Origin of the sequence: Alkalicaulis satelles (assembly GCF_008630495.1) — a bacterium.
GTDB classification, from domain to species: Bacteria; Pseudomonadota; Alphaproteobacteria; order Caulobacterales; family Maricaulaceae; genus Oceanicaulis; species Oceanicaulis satelles.
On the sequence record NZ_VWOJ01000005.1, the window covers coordinates 18,488 to 35,381 of the forward strand.

The window sequence follows — 16,894 nt, forward strand, 5'->3', positions numbered from 1 at the left end:
GCCGGGGCGCTAAGTCTGTCCTCATGGTCGAGCTGGTGTTTCATGATGCGTATGTCGCGGCGGGCGTGCCCGCTAGCCACCGCTTTCCCATGGGCAAGTTCAGGGCGGTGGCCGAAGAACTGGTGCGCGCCGGTCTTGTGACGGGGTGGGACGGGTTTCACCGGCCCGCCCCGGCGCCGGCGGCCTGGCTGCAGCTGGCTCACGACCCGGCCTATGTGGATCAGGTGCTGGGCGCCGCCGTCCCGCCCCCACTCGCCCGGCGCATCGGGTTCGAGATGACGGCGTCCGTGGCCCTGCGCTCGCGGTGCGCGGTGGCGGGCACGGCTCTGGCGGCAAGACTGGCGCTGGAACATGGCGCGGCGTGCAATACCGCCGGCGGCAGCCATCACGCCGACGCGGACGGCGGGGCGGGGTTCTGCGTGTTCAATGACGTGGCGGTGGCCGCCCGGCTCCTGCTGGCCGAAGGGGCGGTGGCCCGCGTGCTGGTGATTGATCTCGACGTGCATCAGGGCGACGGCACGGCGCGCATTTTCGAGGACGATCCGCGTGTTTTCACCCTGTCCGTCCATTGCGAGGACAACTGGCCGCGCCGCAAGGCCATGTCGGACATGGATATCGGCCTTTCCAAAGGGACCGGCGACGACGCCTATCTCGCCGCGGCGCGCGCGGCGGTGGATGATGCGCTTGAAGCCAGCCGCCCCGATCTGGTCTTCTTCAATGCCGGGGTCGATCCCCACCGCGAGGACCGGCTCGGCCTCCTGGACCTCACCGATGCGGGGCTCGCCGCACGCGAAGCCATGGTGTTTGAAGCCTGCCTGAAACGCGGCGCGCCTGTGACAGGCGTCCTCGGCGGCGGCTATGCGCGCGATATCGAGGCTTTGGCGCGGCGCCACGCCTTGCTGCACCACGCGGCGGATGCGGCATTGAGGCGGTGGGGGTGATGCTGAAAAAACTTGTGGGACTAATTAGGCAATCTGTCTGACAGCAGATCTAATATACGTTTACAATATTGTGTGCCGACGCAATATTAATTAATGCATTTATAGGGCCTCGAACGCATCAATAATTTTTTCGACGTGCGCCACAATAATTTTGAGTGTAGACACAACTTCATGCCCGGCAAAATCCCCAGAATCATCAAAAACCACTTGGAAAAAAGGGGGAAGATCATCCTCAATATCTAAATGTATAGGAATTCCAGTGTCAAGTATTTCTCCAGTCTCTAATTTAACAAACGCACTATCTATATCTCGCATAAGATAAATCCCTTTCTTTGGGTTGATGCGCATTGTTGCTTGTACCGCTTGCCCAAAAATAAGAATGATTAATTTATGCTTATCTATAATATCTAAGTTGTGCAATCCTCGAAGAATGGAGGTGTCGCCGACTTTTGGGCTGCCTCCAGCATAAGGATTAAAGGTTTTAAGGAGTTCCACAGCCCTATCGCCGGCACGGGTAAACTTATTTTTCTTTATTAATTCCGGAAGTGATTCCTCGTTAATCGCAATAGGGAAGTATACTCCTTTTCCATTGCCATGGTTTTTTTCTGCCATCTGCACTGCAACATGATCAAGCGCCGATCTGGCATTGTGGATCGCATCCCCAATCATAGCTGGTAATATTTCAGGAGGGGGGTGAAGCACATCTATATATCGAGTATAGTGAGAAAATGAATCTGGCTTTCTATAAACTCTATAGGGTTTGGAATTTCTATAGTCATCTAATGTTGACTCAATTTCTTTAATATGCGACCTTGCCCTTGCAGCCTTAACCCGTGCGGAGCTTATTTGTGTGGGTATGGGCTCAGATATAGGATAAAAATCAGGGTTTTCATTGTTCTCATCGAGCTCAATTGAGCAATAATTAACGCTGTAAACCGGAGGGTAGATCAGTTCTGCAATTAATAACCCCTGAGAGTGCACTCTAATATATTTATTAAGATTATATTCGACAGCTATTGAAAAATTTCCAGATCCGTTAAGTTTTACGGGCATAGATGAAAGCTTAATCACATATTCTGACGGAAATATAAGTACGAAATTGAAAATATTTTTCTCTTGTGTTATAAAAAGAGAGCAAGCTATATTTCGAAATATGTTTATGGCCAAACCTATGGGAACTTCATCATATATCTTCCCGAGGCGCGGCTGAACGGTCAGTTTGCGTGATTTGTATATCAAGTTTTTTGAAAAAACTGTATCCATTTCAAATCACCATTGCAGTAAAGACATGTGCGTGTGTCCTAGGAAACCCTTTTGATGCGGCACTGGAATCTAACATACAGCCTCAGATGCGCCGCAGTGGATTGTGTAAGGAATGAAGCAACCACATGCAATTTTGGCATTTTAAAAGATTATTCAATAAGATGCGACATCTAACCCCGCCCCCCGCACCGTTTCGAGCAATATTTCACCTCATCCCAGACCCGCGCCCATTTCTTGCGCCAGGTGAAGGGGCGCCCGCAGGTGGCGCAGGTCTTTTGCGGAAGATTGCTTTTGGCGACCGTCTTGCGGCGGTTTGAGCCCTTGGCCATAGCTCAGCCGGTCTTGCGCCGGGCGAGGCGCTGCAGGGCGGGGCGGAAGATCAGGAAGGCGCGATAGGCGACTTCAGCGATCCAGACGAAGGGCGGAAGGGCTGTGAGATGGCCAAGCCAGCGCCAGCCGGGCGTGGCTTTCCACAGCGCGGCGAAGGCGGCCGCGCCCGAGACCAGCGTCCCGTCCGCCCGGCGCACATGGAAGCGTTTGAGCGCCGCTTCGGGCGTGATCTCTCGAGGCGCGCTGCCCGCGCTCACATCGACAAAGCGCGCATCCGCGCCCTGGCGCTGATACAGCCCGATCTCGGCCCGGCACAGCGGGCAGGCGCCGTCAAAATACACCTCGCAGGCGGGCTGCGCAGGCGCTTCACCGGTCATTTGCGTTTCCTGTCGCATAGGGTCACACATAGGGCGCACTCGTGGCCAGGAAATGGAAAGCGCCCAATGCTCGCAGCGGTCATCGGAGCAGGACTGGCCGGCGCCGCCGCGGCGCGCGCCCTGGCCGCAGCGGGCGCGGACGTCATCCTGTTCGACAAGGGGCGCGGGCCGGGCGGGCGGCTGTCCACCCGCCGCGCCGAGACCCCGCTGGGGCCGGTGCGCATCGATCACGGCGCCCAGTTCGTCACCGCCGAAACCCCCGCCTTCCAGGCCCTGCTGGACGAGGCCGAAGCCGCAGGCGCGGCGCAGGTCTGGGACGCGCGCCTGGTCTCCATCGACCGCTCGGGCGGGGTGGAGGCACTGCGCCCCAAGCCGCGCTGGATCGGGACGGGGGGCATGAACGCGCTGGTGCGCACCGCGCTGGCGGGGTTCGACGTGCGCTTTGGCGCGCGCGCCCAGCGCCTCACCGGCGGGCCTGGCGCCTGGCTCATTCATTTCGACGACGCGCGCATTGAAGGCCCGTTCGAACGCGTGGCCATCACCCTGCCGCCCGAACAGCTCATCGATCTGCTCGCCCGCTCCGACGCCGATTTCTCCGGCCTCATCGCCGAAGCCCGCGCTGCGCGCATCGGCCCCTGCTGGACGGTGATGGGCGTGCATGAGGCCGCGTTCGATCCCGCCTTTGACGGCGCCCAGATGCTGGGCGGGGCGATCCGCTGGATGGCGCGCATGAATGCCCGCCCCGGTCTGGACGGCCCCGAATGCTGGGTGCTGCAGGCCTCGCCGGACTGGTCGCGCGCGTTTCTGGAGGATGAGCCGGAAACCGTGGCGCGGCGTTTGAGCGAGGAGGCCTTCATCCGCTTCGGCCTGCCGGAGGCCGTCTGGCGGCGCGCCCATCGCTGGCGCTATGCGCTGGTGGAGGCCGCGCCGGGATCGCCCTCCGCGCTGGATGCGTCTGCCACGCTGGGCGTGGGCGGCGACTGGCGCCTGGGCCCGCGCGCGGAGTTCGCCTGGACGTCCGGGCTGGCGCTGGGCGCAGCGCTGGCGGCTTGAGCCTTGCCAGAGCCGGTGTCAGCCGGTAAGACGGGGCGTAACATTATAACACTCTTCTGATGGAAAGGCGGCGCGGGTGGGTCCGGTCGGTTCGGCATTGATCTTCGCAGCGCTGATGGCGGGCGCGGTGGCGCTGGCCCTGGTGATGGCGTTGAGCGCAGCCGGCTTCACCCGCCGTCATGCGCCGCTCTTCGCCGCGTTTGCGGGCGGGCTGATCGTCACCCTGGCGGTGGTGGAGATGATTCCCGCCGCCTTTGCGCAAAGCGCTTACGGGCCGTGGCTGGTGCTGGCCGGTTTTGCTGGCGGGTTTTTGCTGCAGGGGCTGACCGGCGGATCGGCGGGCGCGGCCGCGGCGAAAGCCGGCACGGGCCGAGGGCGCGCTGCTGCGCTGGCGGCGGTGGCGGCGCTGGCGATCCACTCGGCGCTGGACGGGGTGGTGTTCGCGGTGGCCCATGCGGTGGACCCGGCGCTGGCCGCTGGGGCGGCTGTGGGCCTCATCCTACACCAGGCGCCGGTGGCGGTGGTGTGCTTCCTTCTCCTGCAGCGCGCAGGCCTGTCCGACCGCATGGCCGCCCTTACGGGCTTCGCCGCAGCCGGGCTGACGGCCTCCATCGCCTCCATAAGCGCTGCGCCCTTCGCCGCTACGCTCGACATGGCGGTGCTGGGCGTCTTGATGGCGCTGGTGGCCGGGCTGCTCCTGCATGTGGGCGCGGCCCATCTGTTAAGCGAGGCGTTCGCTTCGGGCGTGGTGCGCGGCGGAGGCGCGGTGTTTGCAGGCGCAGGCGCGGGCGCGCTCATGCTCATGGCTCATGTCCATGATCATGATCACGCCCATGGCGACGCCGCCCATGCCGCGCCGCATCACCATCACGGCCATCATTTCGGCCATCCTCGCACCCACGATCATGAGCACGGGCATGACCATGATCATGCGGATGGCGCGCGCCACAATCACGCCCATGATCATGATCACGATGACCGGCGCGGACATCATCAACTCGGCCATGACCGCCATGGTCATGACCATCGCCATCATCCGGAGGAGGAGCCTTCACCATGACCGCTTTGCGACTGACCGCTCTGGCTGCTGTTCTGTCCATGGGGGCCGCCCCGGCGGCGCTGGGCGATGAAACCCATCGCCAGCTGGGCGCCCATGTCCATGGCGCGGCGGAGCTTGACGCCGCCATCGACCGCGAGAGCGGCGCGGCGCTCGTGGTGCTGTCGGGCGCGGCGTATAATTTCTTCGGCTTCGAGCGCGCGCCGGCCAGCGATGGGGAACGCGCGGTGATCGACGCGGCCTATGAGGCTTTCGCGCGCGTTCCGGTGGCCTTCCCGGCGGCGGCGGGCTGCACCCTTACCGATGCTGAGATCGAAGGCGTGCGCGGCGGCCACGGCCATGACCACGGCCACCAGCATGATCACGGGCATGAGCACGGCCCCGATCACAGCCATCACCATGGCGATGATCACGGCCACGGCCATGACCACGGCGATGAGCACGGCCACAGCCACAGCCACAGCCACAGCCATGATCATTCCCACGATGACGGGCGCTATGACGGCCATAGCGATATGGTGGTGAGCTGGACCTTCGCCTGCGAGGCGCCGGCGCGCGCCGGCCAGCTGGACGCATCAGGCGTGTTCGAGGCGTTCGGACATCTGGAGCGTCTGCAGGCGAGTTTCACCGACGGGCGGGCCGCCGTCACGCGCACCCTGACCGCCCGCAGTGCGGTGATCGCACCGTAACGCACACGCACCTGTTACAGGCGCGGGCTTGAAGACGGAGACCGGCGCGCGCATCTTGCCCGGCATGATGCGCGCGTTTTTCTTGTGTCTGATCGTGTCGGCGGCAGCCGCCCTGGCCGGCGCTGAATCGCGCGCAGGTGAATATCGCGATCTGATCTGGCACGACCTCCTGCCCGAGGGCGAGGCCGAGCGTATCGCCCGCCTGCAGCAAATGCAGGCCGTGGAGTTCGGCTTCAATCATTTCGGCACCGACCAGATGCCGCAATTGCGCACCTTCAACGTGGTCGAGGAGCTGGACGGCGAGCGGGTGCGCATCGCCGGCTTCGTGCTGCCGTTTGATTTCGCCGCCTCGGGCGAGGTGTCGCGCTTCCTTCTGGTGCCTTTTATCGGCGCCTGCATCCACGTGCCGCCGCCCCCGCCCAATCAACTCATCTATGTGCAGGCCGACCCTTCGGTGAATGTGCGCGGTATGTGGGATCCTGTGTTCGCTGAAGGCGTGATGCGCACACGCCGCCAGGACACAGATCTGGCTGACAGCGCCTACACGCTGGAGCTGACGGCGCTTCACCCCTACCGCAATTGATGACCTGAAGCTGAATGGGTCCGCCCCGATTGTGGCGGGTCCGCGGCGGCAATTCCTCATTCCCGAACGATTGGGGCCGCACTTGCCCGCCAGATTGAGTCTCAAGGTGGCGGGCGTGCTGATTTGAACGGCTCCGGTTTCTCCCCCCGATGGCGCCTTTCCCGGCGCGCCCGCCGCCTCCTGAAAGGATCGGACGCCGCCTAGCACGCGCCTTGCGGGGTCTGGTCCGGGGCTCGCCTCGAGTGTGCCAGCGCGGCACGCTTTCGTCAGAGGGGGGCGATCGAGCGCCAGCGCGGCCTCGAGGCGGGTCCCACCTTCCTCGTCCATCAGCGCCTTGCCCGCTGGCCAGACCGGCCCGGCGGGCGTATGCCAGCGCCATGACCCTGACGCCTGAGGCCGCAGAGGCCTTCATCCGCACCCATACCCGCATCGCCAGCGCTCCGCTGACGCCCGAACTGCGCTTTCATCTCGCCGACGAGACGGTGGAGATCTGGTCGCAGACCGAAGAGGCGCTGGGCGGGATGGGCCTGCCGCCGCCTTTCTGGGCTTTCGCCTGGGCGGGCGGGCAGGCGCTGGCGCGCTATGTGATGGATCACCCTGACATGGTGGCGGGCGCTCATGTGCTCGATTTCGCCTGCGGCTGCGGCATTGCCGGAATCGGCGCCGCGCGCGCCGGGGCGCGCCGGGTGGACGCCAGCGAGATCGACGCCTTCGCCGTGGCCGCCACGCGCCTCAACGCCGCGCTCAATGGGGCCAACCTGGAGGCGGCGCTGGGCGATGTGGTGGGCGAGGATGCGGGATGGGACGTGGTGCTGGCCGGCGACGTGTTCTACGAGGCGCCCGGTGCGGCGCGCATCGCAGACTGGCTCGCCCGCCTGCATGCGCGCGGCGCCAGGGTGCTTATCGGCGATCCTGGCCGCACCTTCCTGCCCAAGACAAAGCTCGAGGCGCTGGCGCGCTATGACACGCCGGTCTCTCGCGATCTGGAGGATCGCGATGTGCGCCTGGCGCAGGTCTGGCGCTTTGCCGGCTGAGTACGAACGGGCGAAAACTCTTTCACACCCGAATGAATCAGCAAATGGTCGCATCATGGCCCGTGTTCGCGCCGTAGACCGGCGGCTGTTTTTGCTGATTGAAATCGCGGCCCGGCGCCTGAGCCGGGACGCTGACCAGCGTTTGCGCGCCAGCGCCGGGGTCAGCGCCAGCCAGTCGGCCGTATTATTCCTGCTCTTGCGCCGGGGCGAGCGGCGCATGGGCGCCATTGGCGAAGTGCTGGCGCTGGGCGCGCCGGCGGTGACCGGCCTGGTCACGCGCATGGAGGAGGCGGGCCTGGTCACCCGCCGGCGCGATGTGAAGGACCGGCGCGGCGCGCTGGTCGCCCTCACCGAAGCGGGACGCCATGCCGCCGAACAGGCCGATGCGGTCTTGCGCGCCTTCAATGCCGAGCTGGACGAGCGCCTGGGCGACGAGGCCGCCGACACCCTGTATGATGCGCTCACCCGGCTGGCCGCCGACGCACCCGACGCGTCCCGATAAAGCGGACCTTGCGCCGGTTGCGGATTTTTGCTGCAATGCAATAAGTCCGGACATTTGTGCAGACAAATCTGCGCCAGGCCGAACCGGCGGCGGGTGAGGAGACGCGTGTGCTGAAGTTTACCGTTATGGATCAGCGCTATCCCGACAAGCGCCCGGCTCACGAGCGCCGGCGTGATTTCGAGGAAATCTATGCGCCATTTTCGCCCGAGCGCGGCGCTGAGCAGGCTGAACGCTGCTCCCAGTGCGGCGTGCCGTTCTGCCAGTCCGGCTGCCCCTTGCACAACGACATCCCCGACTGGCTGATGCTGGCCGCCGAAGGGCGCATGGAAGAAGCCTATGCGCTGTCAGCGGCCACGTCCTCCATGCCGGAAATCTGCGGGCGCATCTGTCCCCAGGACCGTTTGTGCGAGGGCGCCTGCGTGATCGAGCAATCAGGCCATGGCGCGGTCACTATCGGCTCGGTGGAGACCCATATCACCGAAACCGCCTGGGAAAATGGCTGGGTCAAACCCATCCGGCCCAGAGCCGAAACCGGTTTTTCCATCGCGATCATTGGCGCCGGCCCGGCCGGGCTGTCGGCCGCCGAGCGCCTGCGCGAGCGCGGTCATGGCGTGACCATCTATGACCGTCATGACCGGGCGGGCGGCCTGTTGGTTTACGGCATTCCCAATTTCAAGCTGGACAAGGCCGTGGTGGCCCGGCGCGTGACGCGCCTGGAAGAGGGCGGGGTGGTGTTCCAGCTCAACACCGAAGTGGGCCGCGATGTGACGCTGGACGCGCTGCGCGCGCGCCATGACGCGGTCTATATCGCCGCGGGCGCCTATGCCGCCCGCGCCCTGGCCTGTCCCGGCGGCGGCGGGCGCGGACTGGTGGCCGCGCTCGATTACCTCACCGCCTCCAACCGGCGCGGCTTTGGCGAGACCATCGCGGACAATGGGCGCCTGGACGCCTCGGGCAAGCGCGTGGTGGTGATCGGCGGCGGCGACACCGCCATGGACTGCGTGCGCACCGCCGTGCGTCAGGGCGCGGCCAGCGTCGCCTGCCTCTACCGGCGCGACCGCGCCAACATGCCCGGCTCGGCCCGCGAGGTCGCCCATGCCGAGGAGGAAGGCGTGGTGTTCGACTGGCTGAGCGCGCCCGCCGCCATTCTGGGCGACGCCGATACCGCGACCGGCGTGCGCGTCCAGCGCATGACGCTGGGCGCACCGGACGCCAGCGGCCGCCGCCGCCCGGTGCCGGCGCCCGGCCAGGAGCAGGACGCGCCCGCCGACATGGTGATCGCGGCTCTGGGCTTTGAGCCGGAAGACTTCCCCGTCCTGTTCGGCGCGCCGCAGCTGGAAATGACCGCGCGCGGCACGCTGCGCGTCGCCTCACGCTGCCGCACCGCCATCCCCGGCGTCTATGCCGGCGGCGATGCGGTGCGCGGCGCCTCGCTTGTGGTCTGGGCCGTGCGCGACGGGCTGGACGCCGCCGAGGCGATCCATGCCGACCTGATGGCCAAAACCAAAGCGGCCCAGGCCCCTGCTGAAGCGGAGATGGCGGGATGAGCGATATGGAGCGTTACCTCGCCAATCGCCAGCGCCTGATCGAGGCGGGCGCCTATGAGGCGGAGTCCGAGCGCGACGCCTGCGGCGTCGGGCTGATCGCCGATATCAACGCGCGCCCGCGCCGCGAGGTGGTGGAGCTGGCCATCCAGGCGCTGAAAGCCGTGTGGCATCGCGGCGCGGTGGATGCGGACGGCAAGACCGGCGACGGGGCGGGCCTGCGCGTGGGCATCCCCCAGGACTTCTTCAAGGCCCAGGTCGCCCGCACCGGTCACACGCCCGGCGAGGGCGTGATCGGGGTGGGGATGATTTTCCTGCCGCGCACCGACTTCGCTGCCCAGGAGCGCTCGCGCACCATCGTCGAAACCGAGGTGCTGCGCGCCGGGCTGCGCCTGTATGGCTGGCGCCAGGCCCCTATCGACCCCTCATGCCTGGGCGAAAAGGCCGCCTCCACAAGGCCCGCCATCGAGCAGATCCTGTTTGAAGACCCCAAGGGCCGCGCGCCGGGCGTGCTGGAGCGCGCGCTGTATCTGGTGCGCCGGCGCATCGAGGCGCGCGCGAGGGAAGACGCCCTGCCGGGCTTCTATGTCGCCTCTCTGTCGGCGCGCGACGTGGTCTACAAGGGCATGTTCCTGGCCGAGGCCATTGACCGCTTCTATCCCGATCTGCGCGATGAGCGCTTCGTGTCCTCGTTTGCGATCTTCCACCAGCGCTATTCCACCAACACTTTCCCGGAGTGGCGCCTCGCCCAGCCCTTCCGGATGCTGGCCCATAATGGCGAGATCAACACGCTGAAGGGCAATCGCAACTGGATGAAGAGCCATGAAATTCTCATGGCGGCCAAGGCGTTCAAGGACGCCCAGGACGTGGTCAAGCCAGTGATCAGCGCCGGCGCGTCGGATTCTGCGGCCCTGGACGAGGTATTCGAGGTGCTGGTGCGCGCCGGGCGCACCGCGCCCATGGCCAAGACCCTGCTCATCCCCGAAGCCTGGTCCAAGCGCGCCGAGCTGATGCCGGGCGCCTGGCGGGGCCTTTATGAGTATTGCAACTCGGTGATGGAGCCCTGGGACGGACCGGCGGCGATCATCGCCTGTGACGGGCGCTGGGCCATCGCCGGGCTCGACCGCAACGGGCTGCGGCCCCTGCGCTGGAGCCTGACCGGTGACGGCATTCTGGCCGTGGGGTCAGAAACCGGCATGGCGCCGCTGGACCCCGAGACCGTGATCGAGCGCGGCGCGGTGACGCCCGGGCGCATGATCGGCGTGGATCTGCAGGACGGCGGGCTGGTGCGCGAGCATGACATGCTCACCATGCTGGCCTCCAAACACCCCTACGAAGACTGGCTCAAAAACGTCAAGAATATCGAGGCTGAAGTCGGCCCCGGCCCGGAGGACCTGCTCTTCAGCGACGAGGAGCGCGCGCGCCGTCAGGCCGCCGCCGGGCTGACGCTGGAGGAGATGGAGATCATCCTGTCGCCCATGGCCGAAACCGGCAAGGAAGCCATCGGCTCCATGGGCGATGACAGCCCGCTGGCCGTGCTGTCGAACCGTTACCGGCCCGTCTATCACTATTTCCGGCAGAATTTCTCCCAGGTCACCAACCCGCCCATCGATCCCTTGCGTGAGGGCCGGGTGATGAGCCTGAAAACCCGGTTCAAGAATCTGGGCAATATCCTGGCCACCGACGAGGCCCAGACCAATGTGTTCGTGCTGGATTCGCCAGTGCTGACCAATGGCATGTATGCGCGCCTGCGCAGTGTTCTGGACGGGCGGGTCGCCGATATCGACGCCAGCTTCCCCGCTGAAGAAGCCACCGGTGCGGGCGGCGGTCTGATGCGCGCGCTGGACCGCATCCGCGCCGACGCGGAGGCTGCTGTGCGCGAGGGCGCCGAACATCTGGTCCTCACCGATGAGGCCCAGGGGCCGGAGCGCTGCCCCGTGCCCATGGCGTTGGCTGTGGGCGCAGCTCACACGCACCTGACCCGGAAAGGCCTGCGCACCCATTGCTCGCTCAGCGCGCGCGCAGCGGACGTGTCCGACGCCCATGGGCTGGCGGTCCTCATCGGCCTGGGCGCCACCACGGTCAACCCCTACATGGCGTTTGAAAGCGTGGGCGCCCGGCGCCAGCGCGGGCTCGCCGCTCTGTCGCTGGAGCAGAAGGCGCTCAACATGAAGGCCGCCTTTGATGCGGGCCTTCTCAAAATCATGTCCAAGATGGGCATCTCAGTGGTCTCGTCCTATCGCGGCGGCTGCAATTTCGAGGTCCTCGGCCTCTCGCGCGCCGTGGCGATGGAATATCTGGGCGGGGTGACCAGCCGCATTTCCGGCATTGGCCTGGCCGGCCTGGAGCAGAAGCTTGCCGAACTGCACGCCTGGGCCTGGCGCGATGAGGGCGCGGTGCGCCTGCCCGTGGGCGGCTTCTACCGCCAGCGCGCGTCTGGCGAAGTGCACGCCGTCGAGGCCCGTTCCGTCACCGCCTTGCAGACAGCCGTGCGCGACGAGGACTACGCCTCCTTCCGCGAGTATGTCCGCCTGCAGACCCGCGAGACCGATCCGGTCCAGCTGCGCGATCTTCTGGAGCCGCGCCCGCTGGGGCCTGCTGTCGACCTGTCGCGCTGTGAAAGCGTCAACGAGATCCGCCAGCGCTTCGTCACGCCGGGCATGAGCCTGGGCGCCCTGTCGCCTGAAGCCCACGGCGCGCTCAATGTGGCCATGAACCGCATCGGCGCCAAATCGGTCTCCGGCGAGGGCGGCGAGGACCGCGCGCGCTACACGCCCATGGCCAATGGCGACAATATGAATTCGGCCGTCAAGCAGGTGGCCTCGGGCCGCTTCGGCGTGACGGCCGAATATCTCAACCAGTGCCGCGAGATCGAGATCAAGGTCGCCCAGGGCGCCAAGCCCGGCGAGGGCGGGCAATTGCCCGGCTTCAAGGTGACGCAGATGATCGCGCGCCTGCGCCACGCCACGCCCGGCACCACGCTGATCAGCCCGCCGCCCCATCACGACATCTATTCCATCGAGGATCTGGCCCAGCTCATCTACGATCTCAAACAGATCAATCCCGAGGCACGGGTCTGCGTGAAGCTGGTGGCCGCCGCGGGCGTCGGCGCGGTGGCGGCGGGCGTGGCCAAGGCCCATGCCGACGTGATCCTCATCTCCGGCAATGTGGGCGGCACGGGCGCCAGCCCCCAGACCTCCATCAAATTCGCCGGCGCGCCGCTGGAGCTGGGCCTGTCGGAAGCCCATCAGGTCTTGTCGCTCAACGGCTTGCGCGAGCGGGTCACCCTGCGCGCCGATGGCGGCATCCGCACCGGGCGCGATGTGGTGATCACCGCCATGCTGGGCGCCGAAGAGTTCGGCATCGGCACCACCAGCCTGATCGCGCTGGGCTGTCTGATGGTGCGCCAGTGCCATTCCAACACCTGCCCGGTGGGCGTGTGCACCCAGGACGATGATCTCAGGCAGCGCTTCACGGGTCTCGCCGATCACGTGGTCAATCTGATGACCTTCATCGCCCGCGACACCCGCGAGATTTTGGCTAAGCTGGGCGCGGAGCGTCTGGAAGACGTGATCGGGCGCGCTGATCTGCTCGACCAGGTCAGCCGGGGCGCCGATCATCTGGACGATCTCGATCTCAACCCGCTGCTGGTGCGCGTAGACCCGCAGGCGCGACCGCCGCGCTCCACCCGCGCCCAGCGTAACGCCGTGTCGCCGAGCCTGGACGAGCAGATCCTTAAAGACGCCGCCCCGGTCTTCACCCGGCGCGAGAAGATGCAGCTGGTCTATGACGTCAAGAACACCGACCGCGCGGTGGGCGCGCGGGTGTCGTCCGCCATCGTGCGCGCCTTCGGCCCGGACGGTCTCGAAGACGGCCAGCTCACCTTGCGCCTCGCCGGTTCGGCGGGGCAGTCTCTGGGCGCATTCGCGGCCCGGGGCCTGCGCATCGAGCTGGAAGGCGACGCCAATGACTATGTGGGCAAGGGCCTCTCAGGGGCCACGCTCGCCATCCGCCCCTTTGCCGGCGTGCGCCGTCACGGGCCGGGCGATGTGATCATCGGCAATACCGTGCTGTACGGGGCGACCTCGGGCCGGCTGTTCGCCGCGGGCGGGGCGGGCCAGCGCTTCGCCGTGCGCAATTCGGGCGCCAGCGTGGTTGTGGAGGGCTGCGGCGCCAATGGCTGTGAATACATGACCGGCGGCGTGGCGGTGGTGCTCGGCCCCGTGGGCGACAATTTCGCCGCCGGCATGACCGGGGGCGAGGCCTTTGTGCTTGATGAAGACGGACGGCTGGAGCCCCGGCTCAATGGCGAAACCGTCTTCCTGTCCGAGCTCAAGGGCGAGGCCGAGGCGCGTTGCCGCGCCCTCATCGAAGCCCACTACGCCGCCACCGGCTCGCTCCACGCCGGCGCCCTGCTCAATGACTGGGACGCCCGCCGCGCCGACATCCGCCACGTGATCCCGTTTGAGCCGGCGAAGATTGAAGCCGGCGCGAAGCGGGCGTGAAGGGTCACACGCAAAGGTGACCGGGGCTCGCCTTGGCGAGGGGCCGGAGTGAGCCACATTGGTTCGGACATCGCGTTGAAACCGGAGCCTGCCCATGATCGCCCGCTTCGCCCTTGCCCTGCTCGCCGCCCTCACGCTGAGCGCCGCGAGCTCCGCTGACGACTACTTGCGCCCGGCCCAGGCCGAAGGCGCGGACCTCTCCGACGGGCTGGCGCACGCCATTGTGGCGTCGGGCTGTTTCTGGTGCACCGAAGCCGATTTCGAGCCGCTGCCGGGCGTCATCGCGGTGGTGTCGGGCTTTGCGGGCGGGAGCGAGGCGAACCCCGGTTATTACGACGTGGTGCGCGGGCGCACCGGCCATGTGGAGAGCGCGCGCATCATCTTCGACCCGGCCGTGATCAGCTATCAGGCCCTGCTCGATCATTACTGGCGCAATGTGGACCCCTTCGATGGCGGCGGCCAGTTCTGCGACCGGGGCGCGGCCTACGCGCCCGCCCTGTTCCCTGTGGACGAGGCGCAGCGCGCCGCCGCCGAGGCGTCGAAGGCGGCCATGGCCGAACGCTTCGGGCGCGAGATCGCCGTGCGCATTGCAGACTTCGACACGTTCTGGCCGGCCGGCGCCGAGCATCAGAACTATGCGGCCAATAACCCGATCCGCTATCAGCGCTACCGCTTCGGCTGCCGGCGCGACCAGCGCCTGCGCCAGATCTGGGGCGGCTAGAGCGCAATCCGAAAGGGGGGGACCGGTTTTCGGATAAATTGCGCTCCAGATCATAGACCTGGAGCGTGCGGCCTGACGCAGTCAGGTCGGATCACGCTCCAGCCTCGCGCCTTGCCCGCCCGCACGTGAGGGTCTAAGCCTCCCCACGGTTTCACACCGTTAGCGGAGCATCCCCATGTCGAACGTGGTGGTCGTCGGCGCCCAGTGGGGCGACGAGGGCAAAGGCAAGATCGTGGACTGGCTGTCCCACCGCGCCGATCTGGTGGTGCGCTTCCAGGGCGGCCACAATGCCGGCCACACGCTGGTTGTGGACGGGGTCACCTACAAGCTCTCGCTCATGCCCTCGGGCGTGGTGCAGAAAAAGCTGTCTCTCATCGGCAATGGCGTGGTGGTCGACCCCTGGGCCTTTATCGCCGAGATGGAGAAGGTGCGCGCCCAAGGCGTGGATGTGACGCCGAAGCTGGTGCGCGTGGCCGAGACCGCGACCCTGATCCTGCCGGTTCATCGCGAGCTGGATGCTTTGCGCGAGAACCGCGATGACGGCATGAAGATCGGCACCACAAGGCGGGGCATCGGCCCGGCCTATGAGGACAAGGTGGGCCGTCGTGCGGTGCGGGTGATTGATCTGGCCGACGAGCGCCATCTGCGCCGGCGCATTGGCGAGCTTTTGCACCATCACAATGCGCTGCGCCGCGGCTTTGGCGTGGAGGAGTATGACGCCGACGCCCTGACCGCCGAGCTGATGGCCATTGCGCCGAAAATCCTGCCCTTCGCCGATCCGGTCTGGAAGACGCTGGATGCGGCCATTGCCGACCGCAAGAAAATCCTGTTCGAGGGCGCCCAGGGCGCGTTCCTGGACGTGGACCATGGCACCTATCCCTTCGTGACCAGCTCCAACACCGTGGCCGGTCAGGCCGCGGCGGGCTCCGGCGTGGGGCCGGGCCAGGTGGGCTATGTGCTGGGCATTGTGAAGGCCTACACCACGCGCGTCGGCGAGGGGCCGTTTCCCACCGAGCTGACCGACGCCACCGGCCAGCGCCTGGGCGAGCGCGGCCATGAATTCGGCACCGTCACCAGCCGCCAGCGCCGCTGTGGCTGGTTCGATGCGGTGCTGGTGCGCCAGAGCGCCAAGATCAACGGCATTACCGGCGTGGCGCTGACCAAGCTGGACGTGCTCGACGGGTTCGACGAACTGAAAGTGTGCGTCGGCTACAAGCTCAATGGCGAGATGTATGACCGCCTGCCCGCAGGCGTCGAGGCCCAGGCGCGGGTGGAGCCGGTCTATGAGACGCTGGAGGGCTGGAGCGGTTCCACCGCCGGCGCGCGCAGCTGGATGGACCTGCCCGCCCAGGCCGTCAAGTACGTGCGCCGCATCGAGGAGCTGATCGAAACCCCCGTGGCCATCCTCTCCACCAGCCCCGAACGCGACGACGTCATCCTCATGCAGGACCCGTTCAGGGGGTAGGGGGCGATGGCCGCGCTTCAAAACCGCCTGATCCTTATCACCGGCGCCTCGCGCGGGGTGGGGGCGGCGATTGCGCGCGCGTGCGCCAATGCTGGCGGCGATGTGCTGGTCCATTACGCACGCAACCGCGCGCAAGCTGAAGCGGTGGCCGCGGCGCTCGGCCCCCGCTGCGCCGGGCTGATCGCGGCGGATCTGGCCGAACCGGACGCGGCGGGGGCGCTGTGGGCGGCGGCGGTGAAGACCGCCGGGCGCACGCCGGACGCTCTGGTGCTCAATCACGGCATTTTCGAAGGCGCTGGCGTTGCTGCGGGCGAGGCGGACTGGCGGGCCAACTGGGCGCGCACGCTGCAGGTCAATCTGACGTCTTGCGCCGATCTGGCGCGCCTCGCCGCCCGCGACTGGCTCCCCGGTACGGGCTCCGGTTCGGGCGGAACCCTCCTGGCCATCGCCTCGCGTGCGGCCCATCGCGGCGATGACGCGGACCATGCGTCTTACGCCGCCTCCAAGGCCGGGCTCATCGCCCTGATCAAGACGCTGGCGCGCGCCCATGCGGGGCAGGGGCTTCTGGCCTACGCCATCGCGCCGGGCTGGGTCGATACCGACATGGCCCTATCGGACCCGCAAGCGCGCGCCCGGGCCGAGGCGGACATCCCGCTGGGCCGGATGGCGGACGCAGACGAGATCGGCGCCCTGGCCGCCCTGCTCCTGTCGGGCGCGTGCGCGTCGGCGACGGGCGCCACATTTGATCTTAACGGCGCGAGCTACGTGCGCTGAGCGTTCACGATCGCGTGAACAGCCGCGAGGCGCCCACGGGTGCGTTTTCAGCACCA

Annotated in this window: 15 protein-coding genes; 12 read left to right on the forward strand and 3 right to left on the reverse strand. The window is 66.5% G+C overall.

The annotated features are described in order from the left end of the window. Nucleotides 1-23: 23 nt before the first annotated feature. Nucleotides 24-941 (forward strand): histone deacetylase family protein, encoded by a 918-nt coding sequence (locus F1654_RS12785; protein WP_150023956.1) that lies wholly within the window; start codon nucleotides 24-26, stop codon nucleotides 939-941. Nucleotides 942-1,040: 99 nt separating this feature from the next. Here F1654_RS12785 and F1654_RS12790 read toward each other — a convergent pair whose 3' ends face one another. From F1654_RS12790 to F1654_RS12800, 3 genes are all read right to left on the reverse strand, one after another. After that, a complete protein-coding gene (locus F1654_RS12790; protein ID WP_150023957.1) occupies nucleotides 1,041-2,204 on the reverse strand; it encodes a hypothetical protein in 1,164 nt (387 codons plus the stop codon). Between the two features lie 170 nt (nucleotides 2,205-2,374). Next, nucleotides 2,375-2,533 carry a DUF2256 domain-containing protein gene (locus F1654_RS12795; RefSeq protein ID WP_150023958.1) on the reverse strand — a complete coding sequence of 53 codons (159 nt, stop codon included), beginning with the start codon at nucleotides 2,531-2,533 and terminating at the stop codon, nucleotides 2,375-2,377. 3 nt (nucleotides 2,534-2,536) lie between these two features. Then, nucleotides 2,537-2,911, reverse strand: a complete 375-nt coding sequence (locus F1654_RS12800) for a thiol-disulfide oxidoreductase DCC family protein (protein WP_150023959.1) — start codon at nucleotides 2,909-2,911, stop codon at nucleotides 2,537-2,539. Between the two features lie 66 nt (nucleotides 2,912-2,977). Between F1654_RS12800 and F1654_RS12805 the strand changes: the two genes are divergently transcribed. From F1654_RS12805 to F1654_RS12855, 11 genes are all read left to right on the forward strand, one after another. Then, on the forward strand, nucleotides 2,978-3,964 hold the full coding sequence (locus tag F1654_RS12805) for an NAD(P)/FAD-dependent oxidoreductase (RefSeq protein ID WP_150023960.1): 987 nt from the start codon (nucleotides 2,978-2,980) through the stop codon (nucleotides 3,962-3,964). Nucleotides 3,965-4,040: 76 nt separating this feature from the next. After that, nucleotides 4,041-5,024: a ZIP family metal transporter gene (locus F1654_RS12810; protein ID WP_150023961.1), complete on the forward strand. Its 984-nt coding sequence runs from the start codon at nucleotides 4,041-4,043 to the stop codon at nucleotides 5,022-5,024. After that, nucleotides 5,021-5,710: a ZrgA family zinc uptake protein gene (locus tag F1654_RS12815; protein ID WP_150023962.1), complete on the forward strand. Its 690-nt coding sequence runs from the start codon at nucleotides 5,021-5,023 to the stop codon at nucleotides 5,708-5,710. The genes F1654_RS12810 and F1654_RS12815 overlap by 4 nt, the downstream gene beginning before the upstream one ends. 28 nt (nucleotides 5,711-5,738) lie before the next feature. Further along, nucleotides 5,739-6,293, forward strand: coding sequence for a DUF3299 domain-containing protein (locus tag F1654_RS12820; protein WP_233205292.1), 555 nt, complete (start codon nucleotides 5,739-5,741; stop codon nucleotides 6,291-6,293). A 377-nt stretch (nucleotides 6,294-6,670) separates the two neighbouring features. Continuing rightward, nucleotides 6,671-7,327, forward strand: a complete 657-nt coding sequence (locus tag F1654_RS12825) for a class I SAM-dependent methyltransferase (protein ID WP_150023963.1) — start codon at nucleotides 6,671-6,673, stop codon at nucleotides 7,325-7,327. A 55-nt stretch (nucleotides 7,328-7,382) separates the two neighbouring features. Further along, a complete protein-coding gene (locus F1654_RS12830; protein ID WP_150023964.1) occupies nucleotides 7,383-7,829 on the forward strand; it encodes a MarR family winged helix-turn-helix transcriptional regulator in 447 nt (148 codons plus the stop codon). 125 nt (nucleotides 7,830-7,954) lie between these two features. Continuing rightward, entirely contained in the window at nucleotides 7,955-9,376 is a 1,422-nt protein-coding gene (locus F1654_RS12835; RefSeq protein ID WP_150024118.1) for an NAD(P)-dependent oxidoreductase, read from the forward strand. Next, on the forward strand, nucleotides 9,373-13,878 hold the full coding sequence (gene gltB / locus F1654_RS12840) for a glutamate synthase large subunit (RefSeq protein WP_150023965.1): 4,506 nt from the start codon (nucleotides 9,373-9,375) through the stop codon (nucleotides 13,876-13,878). The genes F1654_RS12835 and gltB overlap by 4 nt, the downstream gene beginning before the upstream one ends. Before the next feature lie 94 nt (nucleotides 13,879-13,972). Next, the gene (msrA, locus tag F1654_RS12845) at nucleotides 13,973-14,599 is read left to right on the forward strand and encodes a peptide-methionine (S)-S-oxide reductase MsrA (RefSeq protein WP_150023966.1); all 627 of its coding nucleotides are present in this window, start codon (nucleotides 13,973-13,975) and stop codon (nucleotides 14,597-14,599) included. A gap of 175 nt (nucleotides 14,600-14,774) precedes the next feature. Beyond that, on the forward strand, nucleotides 14,775-16,064 hold the full coding sequence (locus F1654_RS12850; RefSeq protein WP_150023967.1) for an adenylosuccinate synthase: 1,290 nt from the start codon (nucleotides 14,775-14,777) through the stop codon (nucleotides 16,062-16,064). 6 nt (nucleotides 16,065-16,070) lie between these two features. Continuing rightward, nucleotides 16,071-16,838: an SDR family NAD(P)-dependent oxidoreductase gene (locus F1654_RS12855; protein WP_150023968.1), complete on the forward strand. Its 768-nt coding sequence runs from the start codon at nucleotides 16,071-16,073 to the stop codon at nucleotides 16,836-16,838. Nucleotides 16,839-16,894: the final 56 nt, after the last annotated feature.

Bases quoted from the DNA above. Each gene is read 5' to 3' on its own strand.
- F1654_RS12795 (WP_150023958.1), bottom strand. From the start codon at position 2,533: ATGGCCAAGGGCTCAAACCGCCGCAAGACGGTCGCCAAAAGCAATCTT.
- F1654_RS12855 (WP_150023968.1), top strand. From the start codon at position 16,071: ATGGCCGCGCTTCAAAACCGCCTGATCCTTATCACCGGCGCCTCGCGC.
- gltB (WP_150023965.1), top strand. From the start codon at position 9,373: ATGAGCGATATGGAGCGTTACCTCGCCAATCGCCAGCGCCTGATCGAG.
- F1654_RS12805 (WP_150023960.1), top strand. From the start codon at position 2,978: ATGCTCGCAGCGGTCATCGGAGCAGGACTGGCCGGCGCCGCCGCGGCG.
- F1654_RS12815 (WP_150023962.1), top strand. From the start codon at position 5,021: ATGACCGCTTTGCGACTGACCGCTCTGGCTGCTGTTCTGTCCATGGGG.
- F1654_RS12825 (WP_150023963.1), top strand. From the start codon at position 6,671: ATGACCCTGACGCCTGAGGCCGCAGAGGCCTTCATCCGCACCCATACC.
- F1654_RS12835 (WP_150024118.1), top strand. From the start codon at position 7,955: ATGGATCAGCGCTATCCCGACAAGCGCCCGGCTCACGAGCGCCGGCGT.
- F1654_RS12830 (WP_150023964.1), top strand. From the start codon at position 7,383: ATGGCCCGTGTTCGCGCCGTAGACCGGCGGCTGTTTTTGCTGATTGAA.
- F1654_RS12790 (WP_150023957.1), bottom strand. From the start codon at position 2,204: ATGGATACAGTTTTTTCAAAAAACTTGATATACAAATCACGCAAACTG.
- F1654_RS12800 (WP_150023959.1), bottom strand. From the start codon at position 2,911: ATGACCGGTGAAGCGCCTGCGCAGCCCGCCTGCGAGGTGTATTTTGAC.
- F1654_RS12850 (WP_150023967.1), top strand. From the start codon at position 14,775: ATGTCGAACGTGGTGGTCGTCGGCGCCCAGTGGGGCGACGAGGGCAAA.
- F1654_RS12785 (WP_150023956.1), top strand. From the start codon at position 24: ATGGTCGAGCTGGTGTTTCATGATGCGTATGTCGCGGCGGGCGTGCCC.
- msrA (WP_150023966.1), top strand. From the start codon at position 13,973: ATGATCGCCCGCTTCGCCCTTGCCCTGCTCGCCGCCCTCACGCTGAGC.